The organism is Fusibacter sp. 3D3, assembly GCF_001748365.1.
Lineage (GTDB): Bacteria > Bacillota > Clostridia > Peptostreptococcales > Acidaminobacteraceae > Fusibacter_A.
This window is the reverse complement of the sequence record NZ_BDHH01000002.1, coordinates 20,864-38,624: the sequence shown is the minus strand read 5'-3', so window position 1 is coordinate 38,624 and position 17,761 is coordinate 20,864. Positions and strand designations below refer to the sequence as shown.

Sequence of the window (17,761 nt, the reverse complement as noted above, 5' to 3'; positions counted from 1 at the left end):
ATTTAAAATACTGGGGGTCATATGTTAGAAGAAAAAAGGTTTGCGGTGCTTATAGACGCAGATAACATATCTGCAAAGTACATTTCAAGTGTGTTGGATGAAATTCCGAATTATGGTGTGGCCACTTATAAACGCATTTATGGGGATTGGACAAAGAGCACTTCAGGTTCGTGGAAAGATGTGCTGCTTGAAAATTCAATTACGCCAATTCAACAGTACGGCTATACCAGCGGTAAAAATGCCACGGATTCAGCGATGATTATAGATGCCATGGATATTCTTTATTCTGGCAAGGTAGAAGGTTTTTGTATCGTATCCAGTGATAGCGATTTTACAAAATTATCTTCGAGGTTGAGAGAATCGGGGATGTTTGTCCTTGGAATGGGTGAAAAAAAGACGCCTAAACCTTTTATAGCCTCATGTAATCAATTTAAATACCTTGAAGTACTTCAAGCTTCTGAAAAGAAAACCGTTGAAGCAGACTTGAACGCCAATGAGCTCAGTGTTGAAGAGGCCTTAGCCATGGAAATTGCTGGACGTCAAGGCATACGCACGGGAGATTTAAATGCGTCAAACGGCAAGGCGAACGACAATGAGAAGAACATGACGGAACTTAGCGTTATTAAAGCGGCTATTCTTAAAATGCTCAACGAGATCGATGAAGATGATCAAAGCATGAATATGGGTGAACTTGGGAACCGTCTTGTAAAAAGGTATCCAGATTTTGATGTGAGAAATTATGGAGATCCGAAGTTATCCCGATTTTTGAGAAAATTTGATTTCTTAGATATTCATACGAAGGGCAATAGCAAGTCCATGTGGGTGCGTCTTAAAAAAGAGAGTGAAAAACCTAAAATACCACCTGCTAAAAAGAAGCGGCCCGCTAGAAAGAAAGCCCCTAAGAAGGAAATGCCTAAAAGAGAAGTGAGTCCTTCAAATGAGCCCGAATAAACCGAGGATATGGGTTGATGCAGATGGCTGTCCCGTGGTGAAAATAGCGATAGAGATGGCCCAAAAAGAAGGCTATCGCATCACGGTTGTGAAAAATCATGCAGTAGTTATTGAAGATGACTACGCAGAGATTATTACAGTGGATCTATCCAGAGATGCGGCTGATTTTTATATCGTCAATCATATGATGGCCCATGACATCGTCATTACTCAAGATTACGGTCTTGCAGCTCTGGTGCTTTCAAAGCGAGGACAAGCCATCAACCAAAATGGACGGTTGATAACTCAAGATAACATAGATTTGATTTTAGATCAAAGGCATGTAAGTCGATTGGCTAGGATGCAGAGGGGCAAGTATACAAAGTTTAAGAAGCGCTTAAAGGCGGATGATGAAGCGTTTGTTAGCGCTTTTAAGGGGCTTTTAGAAAGGTGAAGGTCTTAGTCTAATAGGAACAAATGAGGGTTCATGCGAAACTGACTTTCGACACACTAACCAATGAGTTTTAATTTAAAAAATGGCGTCATACGAAGCGAATATTCGTATGGCGCCATTTTATATTGAGTATGAGTTTCTGCCCGGTTTTTTCTAAGCCATTTCCAGCTGATGCGAATCATCCAAATGGCTAAGTTCATTAAAGATAAAGATGGCAGTGACCACAGTGGCGCTGAGATCTGCGATTGGACCAGCCATCCAAACACCTGTTAAACCAAAAAATCTAGGCATGATCACAAGCATTGGAATTAGGATAATCACTTGTCTGAGTAGGCTCAAAAACATTGCTTTCGGGGCTTTTCCAACCGCTTGAAAGTAATTTGAACTGATCACCTGGAACCCTATAAAGGGCACCATGCACAAGAATATTTTCATCCCTGACGTGGCAACAGATACCAGTTCAGGATCTCTATTGAAAATTTGAATCAGGTAGACTGTAAAAAACTGTGTGGCAATAAAAGCGACTAAACAGATGGCTGTTGCAGCATAGATGGCTAATTTTAGAGTTTGTTTCACACGATCATACTGTTTTGCACCATAGTTAAATCCAATAATAGGTTGAGAACCTTGATTGAGACCAAAAATCGGCATTAAGAAAACGATGACAATGGCATTGATGACTGTCATAGCACCGATGGCAATATCGCCGCCCGTATTTTTTAAGGCATTATTGGAGACAATCGTCACAATACTGGCTGCAACTTGCATAAAGAAAGGAGACATACCAATGCTAAAAATACTCTTGATGATTGCAAAATCTAATTTTAAATTTTGGCGCTTTAAAACCAATTTGCTTCTACCTGAAAGAAAATGGTATAAAACCCAAATAGCTGATATTAATTGCGAGAGAATCGTTGCAAGTGCAGCGCCAGCAATCCCCATTTTAAACACAAAAATGAAAATAGGGTCTAACACAATATTGGCGATTGCACCGAGGAGCATGGTGTACATAGCAATTTTAGGATTACCTTCAGCTCTAATGATGTTGTTAAGTCCAAAACCGAGTCCTTGAAAAATAGCGCCAAAAAGAATAATTGTAATATAAGCGTTTGCAAATCCAATGGTGTCATCACTTGCGCCAAATAAATAGAGTAGAGGTGTTTTGAAACTTAAACCGATAATGCCAACAACGGCCATAATGAGGATTAATAATGTAAAGGCATTCCCAAGTATTTTTTCAGCACCATCATGGTTGCCTTCGCCAAGTCGTATGGAGATAATGGCCGCACCGCCGATACCGATGAGCATACTAAAAGCCATTAATAGGGTCATAAAGGGTAAATTAAGACCAATACCAGTCATGGCAAGGGGACCAATCCAACCGATGTATATTCGATCCACTACATTATAGAGCGCATTGACCATCATGCCCACAATGGCGGGAATCGAGAACTTGAGCAAGAGTTTGCCTATGGGTTCGGTTTTTAGGGGGTTAAGAGTTGCTTCATTTGTCATTTTGACCTTCTTTCTTATTTCGATAGAGTATTGAATTTTGAGCGAGTTTTTTTAAAGAGGATTCCAATAAAGTGATTTCCTGTTCTGAAAAGGATTCCAAAATTATAGATTTCCATTGGTTTGAAATGCTTTTGAGTTCTGAATAAAGTGCATCACCTTTTTCAGTGATAGAAACATGATTAACGCGCCGATCCTCCAAATCGGAGTGCCTTATAACAAATCCGTGAGACTCAAGCTTTTGAATTGCTCTAGCTGTGCTCGCTTTATCAATACCAAGTGCTCTACTGATTTCTTCTTGTGTTGAACCATCATGGGTTTTTAAGTAAAAAAGAAATGTATGCTGGCCACTTCCAAAATTCGGATCAGTCAAGTGTTGATCTATGAAAATGCGATTGTGTCTATAAAGCATAGATAGATATTTTCCAATGTCGGTGTCATCAATGATGGTCTTTCTAAGAGCCTTCATAATGGATTTGCCTCCCAATTAAAAATAGTTGTGGATGCAACTATTTTACACTCGAAATAAATTGTTGTCAATAGAAAAATTGAACCTTAAAAAAAAAATTAAAATGACCGACAAAGGAAACGATGATGCCTAATATTTTAATTGTGGAGGATGAAAAAACATTGCAGATGCACTATCTGTGTATCTTGAAAGTCACAGTTTTTATACATTTGTTGATCTAATTGGGATTGAAGCACGTAAGATCATCGAAAACCAAAAGATCGATTTAGTCTTATTGGACTTCACAACAGTACATGGATTTGGGTACAAATTTAAGTAATGAGATGTGTAACATGAAAGTGCTTTTTTGGTTAATCAAATCACTAAGATCTATAAGGAAGAAGGTCGATATTGGAATTTAATATCCGTTGAAAACGTAGGTGTAAGTACCATGGATATCAATCAATACGTGCTTGTGGGGAGTACGATAAAATCGTATCTCTCTTACTTATCTGATGAAAATAGAATTGCTGTCCGATTTAAAGCAAATGAAATGTTGCAGCAAACGGTATAGACGAAAATGCTGATAAAGTCTGCAAATTTATAAAATTAGGATTCATAGAAAATGAGCGTTTGAGATTCAATTAGTTGCGTATAAATGGAATATGTAGTTGGAGGGTTTGGGCAAAACTGGTATTTGACACTCTTACCCTATTATCAAATATTAGATTGGAGCGTGAAGACATGCTAAAACGATTGAAGGTTAGGCTTAAAATTATTCTTCTGAGCAGTGCTCTGATAATTTTATTGTTGTTAGTTGCAGGTGTTGCTTATTTGAGTTTGACGAAAACCAATGACAACCTTAAGTCACTTTTCGATATCAACCTTACGAAAACGCAGCTGATTAATGACAGTCGAGCTCAACAGAGGGCCATAGAAGCAGATATCTACTATATTTTTCTAAATGTAAATGAGAAAGAAAAAATAAATGCAAGGTTAGATGATATTAAGCAGAGAAAAGAACTCTTCAATACCGATATACAAAAGGTAAAGGCTATTGGGCTAGATGAAGCTGAAGGTAATCTTTTTGGTGAACTGGAAGCTAAGTTGGCGATCTATAGACCCTTGCGAGATGAAGCGCTTGACTATGCACTCTCTGGGAATCAGGAGATGGCACTGAAAAAGTACAGTGAGGCCGAGGGACTAGGAGAGGAAATTCAAAACAGCTTAGTGAAGTTAGCGGATGATCAACAAATGGATGCTGAAAATGTTCATGAAGAAAATATCGTGGGATATCATAGCACTTTAAACTTATTTGTAGGGATCATTATTTTTTCATTGGTTTTAAGTATTGTGTTAACAGCAGTGATATCACTTGATATTACAGGACCATTAAAATTGGCAGTTGCTCAATTATCACAAGTCGCCTCTGGGGATTTCTCAATCGAAATTTCAAGAGATCTATTAAATCGAAAAGATGAGATGGGAACGCTGTCAAAAGGTATCGATGAGATGCAAGGTGCCATCAAGGCCCTAATCGGGAAAGTAAGCATAGAATCCGTAAGTATTGAGCAGATTGTTAGAGAAGTTAACAGCAGAGTGGCTGATCTCAACAGCGATATTGAAGATGTATCTGCAACCACTCAAGAGCTTGCTGCAGGTATGGAAGAGACTGCTGCTGCCTCAGAAGAGATGTCGGCAACTTCTCAAGAAATGGAAAGAGCTGTTTCAGCCATCGCGGACAAAGCACAAGAAGGTGCAATCAAAGCCAATGAAATCAGCAACAGGGCGCAATCGACAAAGACTATTGTCCTCGAAGCACAAACGAAAGCAAAGACTGTTTTAGACCGTGTAAAAGCAAAATTGGAAACGTCGATTGAATCTTCAAAAGTGGTCTCTCAAATTGATGTGCTTAGCGAAGCTATTATGGACATCACTTCACAGACCAATTTATTGGCACTCAATGCAGCGATAGAAGCGGCCAGAGCAGGTGAAGCGGGAAGAGGTTTTGCGGTGGTTGCCGATGAGATCCGAAAATTGGCAGAACAATCAAAAAATACAGTGGTAGAAATTCAGCGCATTACTTTAAAGGTAAATGAAGCGGTGAGTGATTTGACAGGCAATTCGAATAATCTACTTGAATACGTGATCAAAGATGTCAACGAGGATTATAAAATGATCTTAAGTGTGGCGGATCAATACAACGATGATGCCATTTATGTAGACGATTTGGTAACGGATTTTAGTTCAACCTCAGAAGAACTTTTAGCTTCTATCACAGAAATTTTGAGGGCGATTGATGGGGTTGCGAGATCCGCCACAGAGGGTGCACAAGGGACATCCGATATTGCTATTAAGGCCTCAGGTGTCACGAATAAATCCACAGAGGTTGTCAAACTTATCTTAAAAACAAATGAAAGTGCAAAAAATCTTGAAAGTGAAATTTCCAAATTTAAAGTGTAACCTAAATAAGGATCATCATAAGAGGTGTCTTAAGTGTCTGAGCTTGTTTTCTCAACATTAAAGACGCCTTTTTCTTATGCCCAAAATGCTACATTTGAAGTAACTATAGAAGCTCTGCGCAAATTGTTAATATTGTAATATTAATTTGTGGCAACGCCCCCTCCGTCATATAACCTTTGAGTCTTCACGACATCATTTTTGTTTACTCAAGGCACGTGGCGTGCGTAGTGGGACTACGCCGGATAGACTCCTTGTAATGTTTGAATTTTAAATATCCGAGAGGTTTTTTGACTTTTCGCAAGATAGCAATGAAGTTAAGAATAAACGTATTATTGATCATTTGCTCGTAAGGGTAGGAATCAACACAGCGAGTGTGTAGGTAAGTTTATACAAATTGTGGAATGACAATATTAGTGGCTCAGTTGTGCAAATCGACTGGGTCATTTGTTTTATACAGATTTACATTTATGCTCTCTTGGAATACAATAAGAGCATAAATGTAAAAGGACAGTGATTGCATGGACTATAAAACGAAATTGGAACAACTAATTACTGAGAACAATGGTCTCGTTCTGACAAAGATGGCTGATCAAGCTGGTATTCCGAGGCAGTATCTATCTCTCTTTGTCAAAGAGGGGAAATTAGAGCGTGTAGCTCAAGGTATTTATTTAACAGTGGAAGCGTTTGAAGATGAAATGTATTGTTTGCAGGCAAGAAATACTCGAGTCGTATTTTCTCATGAGACTGCATTATTTCTTCATGAACTGACCGATAGAGATCCAATTCACTTTACAGTAACGATTCCTGCAGGGTACAATGGGACAAATCTACGAGAAGCAGGTACTAAGGTTTTTTCAGTTAAAAGCGAGTTATACGGCCTCGGCCTTATTGAAAGTGAAACGCAGTTTGGACGCATGATAAAAACCTATGATTTAGAAAGGACAATCTGTGATATTGTGAGAAGCAGAAGTCAAGTAGACGTTGGTATTATGACTGATGCCTTAAAAAAATATTCAAACAGAAATGATAAGAGTATTTCAAATCTGATGATCTATGGTGAGAAGTTTGGCATCATGAAATTATTAAAACAATATATGGAGGTGCTACTTTGAAGAGTGCCACTCAATTAAAAGCACAAATTCGAAATTTATCTAAAAAAAATGCTATCAATCCTCAAATATTAATGCGAAATTACATGTTGGAACGCCTGTTAGAGAGGATATCTCATTCAAATTTCAAAGATAATTTTATACTTAAAGGCGGCATGTTAGTAGCAGCAATGGTAGGTGTGGATCTTAGGGCAACTATTGATATGGACACAACAGTTAAAGGAATGCCTCTCGAAAAAGAAACAATTGCTAGAATTTTTCAAGAAATAATTCAGATTAATCTCGAAGATAATGTTTTTATGACTCTTAAAGATATTGAAGAAATTCGCGAAGAAGCTGATTATCCAGGGCTGAGAGTTTCTTTAGTAGCTACTATGGGAACGGCTAAAATTCCGTTAAAAGTAGATATAACGACAGGAGATAAAATTACACCCAGAGAGATTATCTATTCATATAAGTTGATGATAGAGAATAGAATGATTGATGTATTGGCATATAATCTGGAAACAGTTTTAGCAGAAAAATTAGAAACGATTATCACAAGGGGTATTGTTAATACTAGAATGAGAGATTTTTATGATCTATTCATACTTATAAATGTATTTACAGACCATTTTAGTTATTCGCTTTTAAAAGAAGCTGTTAAGATGACCTCAGAACGTAGAGGAACTGCTGAAGAGCTTAAAAAGGCATTTATTGTTTTTGATCAGATAGAAAATGATAAAGATATGGCGGGTTTATGGATGAGGTATCAGAATTCGTTCAGTTATGCTAAGGATATAGAATGGATCAGCATTATTCCAGTTGTTAGAAAAGTATGGGACTCAATAATAGATGAATAAATATCAAAGCTAGGGAGCCACGAGTGGGCTCATCCTAAGGTGTTTTGAGTACCACCATGAAGATTTATGAAATGTTCAAACTTGAACTTACAATGGAAAGGATGTTAATTGGATATGTCTATTGACTATAACAAATTCACTGAATTGATGAGCTATTTCCATTTTGTTTTCAATATTTACTATGTGCTAATTATTATTTTAGTTTTTAATGCTTCAAAAGCAATTTTCTTCTTTTACAAAAGTCCGTATAAACCTAAAATAGGTAATATATATGATTTAATAATAAGCACTTTAGTTGGATTTGCTTTAAATACAACACGTTCAATTCCGATAGAAGATGTTCGGAATCATCATTATGACTTTAATTGGGCTTACTTATCTGGCGATACTGAGAGATATACTAAGTTTTTAAATGATATTTTAAGCGTTGAGTACATTCCTTCGGCAATTAAATTAGATGATGATGGTGAAATTGTGAACTGGGACAGTCAGAAAGGAAGTATTGGTAATACTTACGCCTGTTGCGAAAGAAAAATGTTATCCTTTATCAAGAATAACAATAATAAACATTTTTATATTAGATGGGCTCCCTGTGAAAAATGCAGACCAGGATTAATCAGTAACTCATGTGAAATAAGTATAAGTGCTTTGGATATAAATTTCAGTAGTTGGGTTAACTCTGGAAGAAGTAATGAACTTAAGTGCTATATAGTAAAACAGATATATTCGGTGCATGAAAAATTATGATTGTTTAAATAATAATGAGTTATTTGATTTAGTCGTGTTTCAATTAGCCGTTAGTAACATGAAGGTACAGGACTCCATGTGGACTTGTTCAAATTAAGAAAATTGATTTTTATTATTTTAATGATTAGATTCGCAGTTGCCTATACTTTTGACTATTAAGTAAATAGATGTTTATATTAAAGGGTTCTTTTTATGATGTTAGGTTTTAAAGTGTAAAAAGGACTCTTTCTATATGCACATTTTGTCATAATATATATTTAATAAGTGTTTGATAATATGACATAACAGGTGTATAATTAACGTATGAGGAGGTGTCACTATGAACAATACATTAAATCCTATTGGAGAAACTATAAAAGCATTAAGAGAGCAAAGTGGCTTCACGCAAATGAACCTTGCGAAATACTTGAAGGTAGATCAGAGTCTCATATCGAAAATCGAAAAAAATGAACGTGTCATCACATCGGATATGCTGGATAGGCTGTCTTCGCTTTTTGGCATTACACCTGATAGTTTTTATGCGGATTCCCTTCCAGAGAAGCGCATTACAGTGGCTTTGAGAGCAAGTGAAATTAACGAGGATGATTTGGAAATGATCAGCGCCATAAATAGAATCACTTTAAACTTAAATTTTATGACTGAACTGTTAGGTGATCGCGATGGTAGATAAGTTAGATATTAATACAAAAGCTCAGTCTTTAAGACGGGAACTTGGTGAAGACTTAGAATCTTCGATTGATATTTTTTCGTTGGCGCATACAGTTCCTAAACTGACGCTGGTTTATTATCCAATGGGTGAAAGAATTAGTGGGATGTGTATCAAAAATGATGGCTATCCTGTAATTGCTATTAATTCAGCCATGTCTATTGGAAGACAAAGATTTTCTCTGGCGCATGAGTTATACCATTTATATTTTGATGACAGTGAACACTCCGTTGTATGTGCAAAGAAAATTGGCGGGGGTAATGACATTGAAAAGAGTGCGGATCAGTTTGCATCGTATTTCCTTATACCATCAGTTGCGCTAGAGTCGTTTATAAAGAAATTCAAAAGTGACTCAGTGGGGAGACTTGGTATTAAGGAAATTGTGAAGCTCGAGCAGTATTTTGGCGTCAGTAGACAAGCGCTGTTATATAGATTAGTCGGCGATCATAAATTATCACTTGAAGAAGCCGATAAGTTCAGAGATGGCGTTATCAACTCTGCTGTGAATTTGGGATATGATGACGTACTTTATAAACCGCTTCCTGAAAACAAACAATACAAGACTTATGGTCACTATATTGAAAAAGCAGAAGAACTTTATGAAAAGGATTTGGTGTCTACAGGGAAATACGAACAGTTGTTATTAACAGCCTTTAGACCGGATCTTGTCTATGGGGAAGAATTCGAAGGGGGCGAATTAAATGACTGATTCGCTCTTTTTCGATAGTGACTGCATTTCGGCTTTTTTATGGGTTAGAGAGCAAAATCTATTGGCAATTCTTTATCCAGGTAGAATTATCATACCGAAAGCAGCATATGATGAGTTGTCTCATCCTACGACGCCTCAACTTAAGGAACGAATAGATCAATTACTTCGAAGTGGGGATGCAAACTTAGCAACAATTGATTTGGGAACGGATGAATTTGTTTTGTATCATAAACTCACCACTTCACCTGATCAAGGTCATAAAATTATTGGTCCAGGAGAGGCAGCTTCGATTGCCTTGGCAAGTGTTCATAATGGCGTAGTCGCAAGTAATAATCTTAGAGATATTGCACTTTACGTCAAGGAGCTTGGATTAAGACATATTACCACTGGCGATATTTTAATTGAAGCATTGGAAAAGGGACTTATCACCGAAGCTGAAGGAAATACGATTTGGGCTTCCATGTTGGCTAAACGGCGGAAGTTAGGTGCGGGAAGTTTTACAGAGTATTTGAGCTTAAAGAAATAAAAGTGAGTTTCGAGTTTGCCTATCTTCAAAAGAAGTTGCCTATTCATCAAAAAAGTTGCCTATTGAATAGGCAACTTTTTTGTCATATTGCAATTAATCGTGTCTTTTAGAACGGAAAAGTGCCGATTCATTTTGAAAAAGTAGCTATGCAATAGCTACAAAATTAATCAGACTTATCTTCTGTGTGATTTTATTTTGTGCAAAATTTAATATCCAAGGTGTGCAGATGCCCTTATAAACGTGGAAGTTTATGAAGGTATCTTTTTTGTTGCAAATTTTTCCGCTCAACTGTACTTCTCATCGTTGAAATATATGAGAATAAAAATTTTGTAGGGGTGCCGAAAAATTGCCTTAAGTAGTAGGGGGACAAAATTATTTTTCGTCCAACCACTCGTTCCATCGTTGAAATAAGTAGAGGTGTTTTTTCTAAATGGTTATCAAAAATCTGTTTTCAATGCCAAATACATCCAGATAATGACCCTTTCGCCCTTGTGTAAGTGAGTAGTGGTTAATCAAGAGATGGTGTTCGAACAGGGCTTTCTAATGGTGACAAAATAGTGATAACCAAAACTGTATAAGAGTGCAAGGATGCCGCCCAAAATCGGTAAGGCGTAGGCAGATAGGCTTTGTAATAAAAGTCCTGATAAAATCAGACCAAGTGGTAAAAAGAGCTTAACAAGGCTAGAGACCAAACTTAGGATTCTACCTAGAATGTATTCTGGGACGATATCTTGGAGGATATACATAATGGGGATATCGATAAGTGCAATGGTAATGCCAAAAGTGAACATAATTAAGCCATAGAGCACACCAATACCAGTGGAAGGCCACGATAAAAGTAGCGGTATGCCAATTAAAATAGAACAAATGGCCATAATTAAAACCATGCTCATGAGGATCTTGTTGTAATCAAATTTGGCCATGATTTTTTCAACAAGGAGAGATCCCGTAATAAGGCCAACAGGAAAAGCACTGTTGATAAGGCCAAACCATTTTGGTGAGAGCATCAGTACTGTATTGATGATATAAGGCAAAGGGACTTGAATCGAGAAGCCGAGAAAGAAATTGATAAAAATAAACACACTGGTGAGTTTTTTGATTTCTCCAGAGGCATTCAGATATTGAATGCCTTCTTTGAGCTCAACCCAAGGAGATACTTTTTTAGCCTTTGCCTCTAGAGGCATACTCGGCTTGAATTTTAAAAAGAGCTCACTGCCGGCTGAAAATAAAAACGATAATGCATTGATTAAAATAAAGAAGCGGATATCAAATAGAGCAAAGGCAATGCCTCCTAAAATAGGCCCCAAAATAGCAGAAAGCGAATCGATTATTTTACTAATGGCATTGATTCTCAATCGTTTTTCTGGAGAAACAAGTGCTGGTTTAGCAGCTTCCATACTGACCATAAAAAGTGTAGAGAAGATGGCGAGCAAAACAGTTGTAAAATAGATGGCTGTAACGGATAGAGACTTGTTAATACTCAAGATGAAAAGTGATAAAAACAATAAGCCGTTTAAACTATCTGAGCAGACAATAAGGGCTTTTTTAGAAAACCGATCGGTCATAATCCCTGCAAAGGGCGCGAATAGTATCATGGGTAGAATACCCAGTAACAAAGTCGTGGCAAAATTAAAAGCAGAGCCTGTGATTTTGAGGACATATAAACTGATCGCAAATGTGTAAATAGAAGAACCAAAAACAGAAACGCCTTTGCCCGTGATAAATAAAATCAAATTTCGTGAATCGACATTTTTTGATGAATTAGATAACATATAAACACCTCCCTTGTAATCAGTATACTGGATGGTGTTAAGCCTACATCAACCCCTCAATAATGAATAATTTGTGGATAAATAGAACAAACGGTGGGGTTATCCCCACCGTTTGCCATAACAGATAAAACTAAATATATTTTCACCTTCTACGAAGAAGTCTTCGAACTTGCCGCCTCGAGTAACGACGTTTGACATGTAAGATAATTTCTCTTCGAATTTGAGCTTGCTGATTTGCTCGCAGACCGGTTTAAGTTTAAAATGATCTCTTAAGAAAGGTTCTATTCTAGAGTTTTTACTAAAATTCTTAAAAAGTAAATAACTGCCAATCAAATCGCATTCTTTATTGTAGAGCTGAGATAACTCTGAAAGTAAGAATTCGGGATGATCAAAAGCATAATTTGTTGAACCTGAGATGTCCAACAAGACGTCTACGGCGTTGTTATGCAGGGGGATCTTTTTAAAATCACATGCAATGAGCAGGAGATCAAAAGTCGTAGGATTACTGATGAGACTGTTTCTGAGCCACTTTAATCTGCTGATATCATGATCGACAGCGATGTAGCGGTTAGAACTATGGATGGTATCATAAAAATACCTAAGAAAGAAACCATGACCAATGCCAAGCTCCAAAAGTGTCTTATTTTCATAGACTTTAAAAGGAATGTTTTTATAGGCCCATTCAAAACTTTTATATAAATTGTTGAGATATTCATAATCCGTGTGTATAATGTAATATTCAACATAGAAAGAGGCACGGGTTTCATCCGTATGCGTTGAGATTAAATCCTCAGAATTCACGATCAAAATACCCTCTTCTATAGTATACTGAGTCCCACAGGTGCACGTCAATAAACCTTTCACAAGTCTTTGGTCGATAACAGTGCCTTCGCTCATAATCATAGTGGATTTACATTTATAACAAGCAATTTGAGATAGAAAAGAGAAGGGTATTCCAAAAACAGAATGGTGTTCGGGTTTTTCTAAAGTGGCCTCCACACGCTTCATCGCATGGGTCAATTTGTCTTTCATGATTTCAAGTTGAGCCATATTTTCGTTTATCGCGTTCATTTTTTGCTTGAAAAAGGATTGGTAGTAAAGGCTTTTTTCATAACCGGTGAGGCGTCCAATGCGTTTGAAGATTAAAAGGGTTTGAATTTCTTGTAAGGAGAAACCAATACTTTTAAAATGAAGGATTTCGGATAGATCGGTTTGACATCTTTCATCAAAATCGTATTGTGAACCATTCATTTCAGGGACGATCAAATCAAGGGTCATATAATGCCTGATCGTATCAATGGTCACGTTGTTCTTAGATGCAAATTTGCCGATTTTCATAAAAACTCCTTTGCTTAACGGTCTTAGATATAGTATACCTACAAATGGTTTTTTGCACAAACAAATGGACGAATATGTTATCATTATAATAAAAGAATGATGGGCTCAAATAAGGTCATTTATGATCAAAAACTTTAGTAGAATAGATAGAATTGAGGGGTTAAACATGAATTTATTGATATGTGATGATGAAAAAACCATTTTAGAGGGCATGGTGGCTATAACCTCTGAATTTAAAGAGTGGCCATTGACTGTTTTTGCCGCGATGTCTTCTGAGGAAGCCATTCGTATAATACAAACGAAATCGCTAGATGCTGCTATTTTTGACATTGATATTGATGAAAGAAGTGGCATTGATCTTGCCAAATTTTATAGAAATTGCAATCCGGAGGGATTGGTTGTCTTTATTACCAGTTATGCCTCTTACGCCATAGATGCCTTCCAAGTGGAAGCGGTTAAATATCTCATAAAACCGGTTCAATCCTATAAATTTTATGAAATTTTAAATTTCTTAAAAAATAAAATTGAAGAGCAGACTTTTATCGAAAATCATATGTTCAAGACGGTCGCTATCAAAGTAAATGGCAAACAAACATTAATCAAGCAATCGGATATCATCTATATTGAAAAGGCCGGTAAGAAATCAACTTTCCATACTGTAAACGGGCGATATGAAGGTAGAGAATCCATAAAAGGGATTTATGAATCTTTATCGAAAGATATGTTTTTAAAATGCCATCAAGGCTATATTGTCAATATAGATCATATCTATAAGCTTGAAAGGTATATTGTGTATATTGGTGATCAGAAAATACCGATTCCTGTGAGTAAAGCAAATGTAGAGCAGGTACAGGAAGCTATAAAAAGAAGAATTTGGGGGGAGTAGTATATGGAGTGGTTAGTCATTGAAAATGCCATAAATCTCTTTGAAATGTTCATCGTATTGATTTTTCTGAAGAAACAATTTGCACATATTAAAAAGACAGGGTTTATAGACGATTTCATAGTGGTTATTGTCGGCGGTGAAATTTTGTCTTATTTGAATCATGCCTTTGATACAGGGTCCATTTATGTGATGCTAATCATGTTTATATATTGGACTTTGGTTGGTATGTGGCGTTACGGCGCTAAGCAATTCTTAAGAATTATGCTGGCAATCATTACGGTAGATATCATTTTGATTGCATGTGATTTTATTCTTATTGTAATGATAGGTTTATTCTTTAAAATTACGCCAATGGAGTTAGCAACACTTGGTGCAAGTCGATTTATCTTTGTAATTAACAGCAAATTATTGACTTATTTAGTTGTCAATATGCTAAAAACAACAAAACTTGATATGAGTGTTGGAAAGCGATACCAATCGTTAATTCTAATTCTAATGTTAATGTTGAATATCATTGTAGCATTTTTTATTATGGATATTTACAGAAGATACATCATTAGTGAAAAAGCAAATCAAAGTGTACTATTCATAAGTTTTGTTATGTCTGGATGTAATATCTTGATACTTTTTGTCAGTAATATGTTTTATAAATCAACACAGATGGAAGTCGAAAAACAGATGGTTGAACTGTCGCTTAATCAGCAAAATGATCAGATTATTGCACTAAAGGGTGTTATGGATGAAGTTCGCCGGAATCAGCACGATTATAAAAATCACTTTCAGGCGATACGAACGATGATCAACCATGACAAGAAAAATGAAGCTTTAAACTATGTTGAAGCGCTTATAGACGATCAGTCCGTACTGGATCAAAATTTAAAAACGTCCATGACGGCCATTGAATTGATCCTAGAACAAAAAATCAATGAAGCCAAGCAACAAGGGATTGAAATTGAAAAAGAGGTTATGGTTCCCAATAATCTCAGTGCACTGGAATACAGCCTCGCCATGATCATCAGCAACTCCATGGACAATGCCATTGAGGCTTGCCAAACTGTCGTCGGTAAACCCTATATCGATGTTAAAATATTTATGAGAAAGGGCTATCTCAACTATTATATTGAAAATGCCTCCGCTGGAGACTACAAAAAAGAAGGGGGACATTATTTAACTCGAAAAAAAGAAAAAGCATTACATGGTTATGGTCTTAGAAATATTGAAGCCCTTATTAAGAAGCACAATGGGATCTTTGAGATTCAAGCATTGGAAGACAAATTTATCCTTAAATGTAGCATGTTAGTTGACAAAAATGAGTGATTTGTCATTTGCTGTTCCAATTAAGCCGCGATTCGTTCCAATTAGGCCAGGTCTATTGATTTTTTAGTTCAATTCCTTATATAATGATGGCAGACGTAAGAGATAAAAGAAAAGCGTCACGGGAAAAAAATATCATTTATCGGGGTGTGATTTATTTGATCCAAGCTTTAGCAAAGCAAATTAGAGTGAGCTTTTTTCAAAAGCAGCTTAAAAATGAGATTGAACAAGCCAAGTTTGAATACGGATTGCTATTATTCATCGAAACGGGACTGGATATTATTGGATTTATAGTGATCGGCTATATTTTTAATTGTTTAGATCATTTGGCAATTTACCTGATAACTTTTGCTATGGTGAGGATGAATGCTGGAGGTCATCACGCTAAGACATTTGTAGGGTGCTTTCTTACTACAAGTGTTTTGGCACTGGCTTCGGTGGGCATAATGACGTATTACAGTGGACCTCATTTTATCTATTTTGCTTTAGGCATTTTATCAAGTGCGATGATCATCATGATGGCACCGCTTGATTCAATTTCAAAACCCTTGAGCAGAAAACAAAAACGAAGATGCAAGGTGAAGACAGTTTATTTTACGATTAGCGTTATGGCATTAAGCTTTGCTCTTTATATATTCGGTTTCACAGATGGGTTTAAAATGATGAGCTTAGCAATAGGTGCTCAAATGCTCACCATGATACCAATCTTTTATAAATACAAGAAAGGGGAGAAAAATTATGAAAATGTTATTGAGTAAAATGAATCAAATCTTTATGGTAACTATTTTTGGTCTCGCACTTGCTAACTTGAACTCAGCTTGTATGGCTTGGTCACATCAACCAGAGGTACCAAAATGTTTACAGGAAGTCGACTAATTTAGTAGGTTTCTTAACTTTTATAAACTCCTAGACAATTTAAAAAAATGGGATTTTGAGCAAACCTGTTGACTCAAATCCTATTTTTTTAAACCTTTTATTTTAATATTTAGGAGGTGAATTCCCATTAGACATCTGTATAAACTTTTCAAAATGATGCTGATTGCCAGTTTAATTATAGATATCTACTGGCTGAAATTATATACCCCCACATTTGTGTTTGTCTTAAATGCAATCGTGGCATCTATTGCATATGCTGTTATATTGTTCTTTGAGGGTGCTAGACAAATAAAAATGCTTATTCGTGTCTTTACATTTGTGTTGATGTTAGAGCCTATTGCAATTTATTTCCGATATAAGTCGATGCCTATTGCATTGTTTTCGGTTTTGATAGGCGCAATTTTGATGATTTTACTGTTTGCGATTAAAGAAGAAATGGAAGGTGAAGAATCTTAATGTTTAAGAAAGTAATTAAAAATATCATTAAAATGAGTGTAGCAATGCTCTCCGTTTTACTATTATTCCTCTTTTTCTCAAACGAAAGTATAACTTTCAGTGTGCCAAATTCAATTCTTGATTTTTCAAGATTTATGGAATCTCAAAAAGAGTTTGAAGTCGTACTTTCAGATGCACATAAGGGGTACAAGCAATATGCTGAGCATGAAGCTTATGAGCGTCAATTCTCAGTAGAATCTGATTTGGTGCAGCTTTGTATTACAAAATACAACTCGGTTGAAAAAGCTCAAGAGGCTTATGATATCCTAAATCAAAAGAATGTGATCAAGATGACTTTTGATATAAATGGGAACTCATACATAAGATTTAAAATACATGATGTGAACTATTGCGCTTGGCGTAATAGTGAAACTGTAATCGTCATGAAATCTTTAAACAAAGAGTCTCTTCAAATTTTGAAGAATTATATAGTAAAACAAATCAGGTGAACAAACGCCTATAGAGAAGATCATTTCATGCGCTATTATTCTATATTTTGTTATACCCCATTGAGCCTCCCCAGTGCCCCTACCAAACGCGGTTGGAGGCTCTTTTTTTATTATAACCCTTGAGGAGATAGGATTGTGCAAGTGTTACGAAGGTAGCGAAGCGGACTGAGTATACGCTTTGAACC

20 protein-coding genes are annotated in these 17,761 nt (G+C 36.3%); 16 read left to right on the top strand and 4 right to left on the bottom strand.

The window, feature by feature from the left end; translation table 11 throughout:
* The first annotated feature begins 21 nt into the window (after positions 1 to 21).
* Both F3D3_RS02085 and F3D3_RS02080 read left to right on the top strand, forming a co-directional pair.
* The gene (locus F3D3_RS02085; RefSeq protein WP_069870773.1) at positions 22 to 951 is read left to right on the top strand and encodes an NYN domain-containing protein; all 930 of its coding nucleotides are present in this window, start codon (positions 22 to 24) and stop codon (positions 949 to 951) included.
* A complete protein-coding gene (locus F3D3_RS02080; RefSeq protein WP_069870771.1) occupies positions 938 to 1,384 on the top strand; it encodes a DUF188 domain-containing protein in 447 nt (148 codons plus the stop codon). The genes F3D3_RS02085 and F3D3_RS02080 overlap by 14 nt, the downstream gene beginning before the upstream one ends.
* A 153-nt stretch (positions 1,385 to 1,537) precedes the next feature.
* On the opposite strand, the gene F3D3_RS02075 is transcribed toward F3D3_RS02080, so the two are convergent.
* Both F3D3_RS02075 and F3D3_RS02070 read right to left on the bottom strand, forming a co-directional pair.
* A complete protein-coding gene (locus tag F3D3_RS02075; RefSeq protein WP_069870769.1) occupies positions 1,538 to 2,899 on the bottom strand; it encodes an MATE family efflux transporter in 1,362 nt (453 codons plus the stop codon).
* Positions 2,889 to 3,365: a MarR family winged helix-turn-helix transcriptional regulator gene (locus tag F3D3_RS02070; protein ID WP_069870767.1), complete on the bottom strand. Its 477-nt coding sequence runs from the start codon at positions 3,363 to 3,365 to the stop codon at positions 2,889 to 2,891. The genes F3D3_RS02075 and F3D3_RS02070 overlap by 11 nt, the downstream gene beginning before the upstream one ends.
* A 346-nt stretch (positions 3,366 to 3,711) precedes the next feature.
* Between F3D3_RS02070 and F3D3_RS23640 the strand changes: the two genes are divergently transcribed.
* The 8 genes from F3D3_RS23640 (at position 3,712) to F3D3_RS02035 (ending at position 10,446) form a co-directional block, all read left to right on the top strand.
* Positions 3,712 to 3,918, top strand: coding sequence for a hypothetical protein (locus F3D3_RS23640; RefSeq protein WP_139131993.1), 207 nt, complete (start codon positions 3,712 to 3,714; stop codon positions 3,916 to 3,918).
* 170 nt (positions 3,919 to 4,088) lie between these two features.
* Positions 4,089 to 5,807, top strand: a complete 1,719-nt coding sequence (locus tag F3D3_RS02065; protein ID WP_069870766.1) for a methyl-accepting chemotaxis protein — start codon at positions 4,089 to 4,091, stop codon at positions 5,805 to 5,807.
* Positions 5,808 to 6,325: 518 nt separating this feature from the next.
* Positions 6,326 to 6,919, top strand: a complete 594-nt coding sequence (locus tag F3D3_RS02060) for a type IV toxin-antitoxin system AbiEi family antitoxin domain-containing protein (protein ID WP_069870764.1) — start codon at positions 6,326 to 6,328, stop codon at positions 6,917 to 6,919.
* A complete protein-coding gene (locus F3D3_RS02055) occupies positions 6,916 to 7,758 on the top strand; it encodes a nucleotidyl transferase AbiEii/AbiGii toxin family protein (protein ID WP_069870763.1) in 843 nt (280 codons plus the stop codon). The genes F3D3_RS02060 and F3D3_RS02055 overlap by 4 nt, the downstream gene beginning before the upstream one ends.
* Before the next feature lie 114 nt (positions 7,759 to 7,872).
* The gene (locus F3D3_RS02050) at positions 7,873 to 8,505 is read left to right on the top strand and encodes a hypothetical protein (RefSeq protein ID WP_069870761.1); all 633 of its coding nucleotides are present in this window, start codon (positions 7,873 to 7,875) and stop codon (positions 8,503 to 8,505) included.
* A 319-nt stretch (positions 8,506 to 8,824) separates the two neighbouring features.
* Positions 8,825 to 9,175, top strand: coding sequence for a helix-turn-helix domain-containing protein (locus tag F3D3_RS02045; RefSeq protein ID WP_069870760.1), 351 nt, complete (start codon positions 8,825 to 8,827; stop codon positions 9,173 to 9,175).
* A complete protein-coding gene (locus F3D3_RS02040) occupies positions 9,165 to 9,920 on the top strand; it encodes an ImmA/IrrE family metallo-endopeptidase (protein ID WP_069870758.1) in 756 nt (251 codons plus the stop codon). The genes F3D3_RS02045 and F3D3_RS02040 overlap by 11 nt, the downstream gene beginning before the upstream one ends.
* Positions 9,913 to 10,446: a hypothetical protein gene (locus F3D3_RS02035; RefSeq protein WP_069870756.1), complete on the top strand. Its 534-nt coding sequence runs from the start codon at positions 9,913 to 9,915 to the stop codon at positions 10,444 to 10,446. Before F3D3_RS02040 ends, F3D3_RS02035 begins: the two co-directional genes overlap by 8 nt.
* Positions 10,447 to 10,958: 512 nt before the next feature.
* On the opposite strand, the gene F3D3_RS02030 is transcribed toward F3D3_RS02035, so the two are convergent.
* Together F3D3_RS02030 and F3D3_RS02025 are read right to left on the bottom strand one after the other, a co-directional pair.
* Positions 10,959 to 12,218 (bottom strand): MFS transporter, encoded by a 1,260-nt coding sequence (locus F3D3_RS02030; protein ID WP_069870754.1) that lies wholly within the window; start codon positions 12,216 to 12,218, stop codon positions 10,959 to 10,961.
* Between the two features lie 99 nt (positions 12,219 to 12,317).
* Complete coding sequence (locus F3D3_RS02025; protein WP_069870752.1) at positions 12,318 to 13,556, bottom strand: MerR family transcriptional regulator; 1,239 nt, start codon at positions 13,554 to 13,556, stop codon at positions 12,318 to 12,320.
* Positions 13,557 to 13,722: 166 nt separating this feature from the next.
* Between F3D3_RS02025 and F3D3_RS02020 the strand changes: the two genes are divergently transcribed.
* The 6 genes from F3D3_RS02020 to F3D3_RS02000 all read left to right on the top strand — a co-directional run bounded on the left by F3D3_RS02020 (position 13,723) and on the right by F3D3_RS02000 (position 17,576).
* Entirely contained in the window at positions 13,723 to 14,442 is a 720-nt protein-coding gene (locus F3D3_RS02020) for a LytTR family DNA-binding domain-containing protein (RefSeq protein ID WP_175438260.1), read from the top strand.
* Positions 14,443 to 14,445: 3 nt separating this feature from the next.
* Complete coding sequence (locus F3D3_RS02015; protein ID WP_069870748.1) at positions 14,446 to 15,759, top strand: sensor histidine kinase; 1,314 nt, start codon at positions 14,446 to 14,448, stop codon at positions 15,757 to 15,759.
* 83 nt (positions 15,760 to 15,842) lie between these two features.
* Complete coding sequence (locus F3D3_RS02010) at positions 15,843 to 16,514, top strand: accessory gene regulator ArgB-like protein (RefSeq protein ID WP_069870747.1); 672 nt, start codon at positions 15,843 to 15,845, stop codon at positions 16,512 to 16,514.
* Positions 16,495 to 16,632, top strand: coding sequence for a cyclic lactone autoinducer peptide (locus F3D3_RS25090; protein WP_084388764.1), 138 nt, complete (start codon positions 16,495 to 16,497; stop codon positions 16,630 to 16,632). Before F3D3_RS02010 ends, F3D3_RS25090 begins: the two co-directional genes overlap by 20 nt.
* Before the next feature lie 153 nt (positions 16,633 to 16,785).
* On the top strand, positions 16,786 to 17,088 hold the full coding sequence (locus F3D3_RS02005) for a hypothetical protein (protein ID WP_069870745.1): 303 nt from the start codon (positions 16,786 to 16,788) through the stop codon (positions 17,086 to 17,088).
* Positions 17,088 to 17,576 carry a hypothetical protein gene (locus F3D3_RS02000; protein WP_069870743.1) on the top strand — a complete coding sequence of 163 codons (489 nt, stop codon included), beginning with the start codon at positions 17,088 to 17,090 and terminating at the stop codon, positions 17,574 to 17,576. Before F3D3_RS02005 ends, F3D3_RS02000 begins: the two co-directional genes overlap by 1 nt.
* Positions 17,577 to 17,761 lie beyond the last annotated feature (185 nt).